Source organism: Nostoc sp. WHI, assembly GCF_015714725.1.
In the GTDB taxonomy this organism is placed as follows: Bacteria; Cyanobacteriota; Cyanobacteriia; order Cyanobacteriales; family Nostocaceae; genus Nostoc.
Genome location: NZ_WBKM01000203.1, coordinates 1 through 2374, shown reverse-complemented (window position 1 = coordinate 2374; position 2374 = coordinate 1). Strand labels below are relative to the sequence as shown.

Sequence of the window (2374 nt, the reverse complement as noted above, 5' to 3'; positions counted from 1 at the left end):
TTTTTGCACTCCCTTTGACTTTCTTTTTAAAAATCAATGGTGGCTTTAGCAATCTTGCGCGTTGAGAAATTAAAATCTTTCGGCAACGTTGGCGGTAGTGAAAAACATACTGCCCGTCTTCAAGATACCCCGAATGCCGACACCACTAAAAAAATATCCGGCTGATTGGCATGGAGGATGGCACACCACTTGAAGTTTTGGTAAAAACTAAGATAGCCAGCACCACAAAACACAAACCCCGCAAAGATGCCGTGCTATGTAGCGATATATTTTTATCGGCATCACCAGAATATTTTCGTCCTCATGACCCATCAAAAGCCGGTGAGTGGGATGATGACCGGATGGTAGATTTCGCCTCTGCTTCCAGGGCTTGGCTAATCAATAACTATGGTGATAAGTGCGTCAGAGCAGAATTGCATTTGGATGAAGCTACTCCCCACATTCATGCTTATGTCGTACCGATCAACGAAAAAACTAAACAACTAAGCCACAAAGAAATGTTTGGGGGTAATGGTGGTGCTGCCAGCATTAAGTTATCGAAACTCCAAGATAGCTATGCTGCTGCACTTGCTCCTTTGGGCATTGAACGGGGGGTTAAGGGCAGTAAGGCAACCCACACCAAAGTAAAGGAATATTACCAAGCGGTTAATAGCGAACCTCTCCTATTGGAACTCGACCGACTTGCACCCCGCCCTGACGAGACGGCACAGCAATTATATGAACGCATCAAGGCTGATAGAGCCATTCAGGATATTAATCATCAACTGGCTGACCGCAGACTGTCACTTTCGCAATCCCACCGCGCCGAACTAAAATCTTTCGCCTCCGACAAGTTGCGGCAACAGCTTGAGCAACGTGTTTTGGAGTTAGAAGCAGAAAACTTTCAATGGCGGCAGCAGACCAATCAACTGCGGGACTTGCCACTTGTTGATGTGGCTTGGGAGTTGGGGCTACACCATGATCTTGGAAAATGGAAGGGTCACGGACACATCATTAATATAGATGGCTCCAAGTTTTACGACTTTGCACCCGAACAGCAGAAAGGCTCAGGGGGTGCGATTGACTTGGTGATGCACGTCAACAATTGCAATCTGCGGCAGGCGGTTGTCTGGTTGCATGAGCGATTTGGGGAAGCTGGGGCAGAACGAGCAGCGATCGCTAAAACTAAAACAGTGGCTGCTGAGATTATCCAGTTAGAACCACGAACCCCGTTTCAGCTACCTGTTGAGGAAAAAAGCAAGTGGTCTTCTGTCTCCAACTACCTGACCCAGAAACGGGGGATACCTGAAAATTTTGTGGAACTTCTGCATAAAAGGGGGTTAGTTTACGCTGATGATCAGCAAAACGCTGTGTTCGTCATGCGGAATCTTGGCGAAGAACCCCAGGCAATAGGAGCATTCCTGCGGGGAACACGGGGCGAGAACAACACTTTCAAAGGCTACGAGAAAGGGACTAAGCGGCGTGAGGGCTGGTTTTACTTTCACTTGGGCGGCCAGCCAACAGATCCTGTAGAGAAAGTGGTGCTTTTGAAATCGCCCATCGATGCGGTATCTTTTGCCATGCTGGAATATCAGCTTAGAGGCGACGTGCCAGGCATCACCGTGCCAAAAAAGGTTTTTTGTACGCTAAGGAATTTTCAAGTGCCTGAAACGACGATTTTTCGTTCATACTAGATCGAAACTGGCAGCCTAACCATAGGTCTTTCACGAATTTTATAGGAAAAAGCACTTCTTGAAAAGCTTACCCCATCTTGGTTTCAGCCTTAGCGTACAATTTACCCGTTTCGGCACGGTGACGCCTATATTCATGGTTTTCCATCTAATCAAGCATTTTCAAAAATCGGTGTTCTGGCTCTTGCGCCTTCACTTACCTTTGTTACCAGTATTTTTTTGAGTTTTCGCCCTGGCTCAAGTTCACAAAACTCTATCACTTCAGAAGAAAAAGGCTTGCGGTAATACTTGGTAGCGAAGGGATGATTCGCAAACCATTCACGATCTGCATCCATCTGTTCATCAGCCAAGTATCCGATCTCTGGATGCATATTTAAGACTCGTGGAGAATTAATAGGTTCATTCATTGGTGTTACCTCGCTTTAGTCCTTTAACTGTCTTCCGTTCCTCTAGTGTCAACTCTTTCCAAACAGCAGTTTTAAATTCATCCGTCCACTCTTCTATCAATTCATCAATCATTTCCCAAGACTCATCTACAATAGACTCCCTAATCAGTTCAGCATTGGCGATAATTTTATCCGTTCCACCTGCATTGAGAGGGGTGTCACAGGTGTCACACTCTGACTGGAACTCGATTTGAACATTGGCGACTTGCTGTGACACCGCCGCATCATCTTGTGGACAAACTGGTGCTAAATCATCGA

Annotated in this window: 3 protein-coding genes and 1 pseudogene; 2 read left to right on the top strand and 2 right to left on the bottom strand. The window is 46.1% G+C overall.

All coding sequences use genetic code 11. The annotated features are described in order from the left end of the window. The first annotated feature begins 36 nt into the window (after positions 1-36). Positions 37-165, top strand: coding sequence for a plasmid recombination protein (locus F8S12_RS40775; protein ID WP_230968146.1), 129 nt, complete (start codon positions 37-39; stop codon positions 163-165). A 5-nt stretch (positions 166-170) separates the two neighbouring features. After that, entirely contained in the window at positions 171-1673 is a 1503-nt protein-coding gene (gene mobV / locus F8S12_RS20165) for a MobV family relaxase (protein WP_230968145.1), read from the top strand. A 149-nt stretch (positions 1674-1822) separates the two neighbouring features. Here mobV and F8S12_RS20160 read toward each other — a convergent pair whose 3' ends face one another. Next, the gene (locus tag F8S12_RS20160; protein WP_196516665.1) at positions 1823-2077 is read right to left on the bottom strand and encodes a hypothetical protein; all 255 of its coding nucleotides are present in this window, start codon (positions 2075-2077) and stop codon (positions 1823-1825) included. Beyond that, positions 2070-2374 (bottom strand): annotated as a pseudogene (locus tag F8S12_RS20155) (hypothetical protein); the annotation flags it as partial. The gene F8S12_RS20160 and the pseudogene F8S12_RS20155, both read right to left, overlap by 8 nt.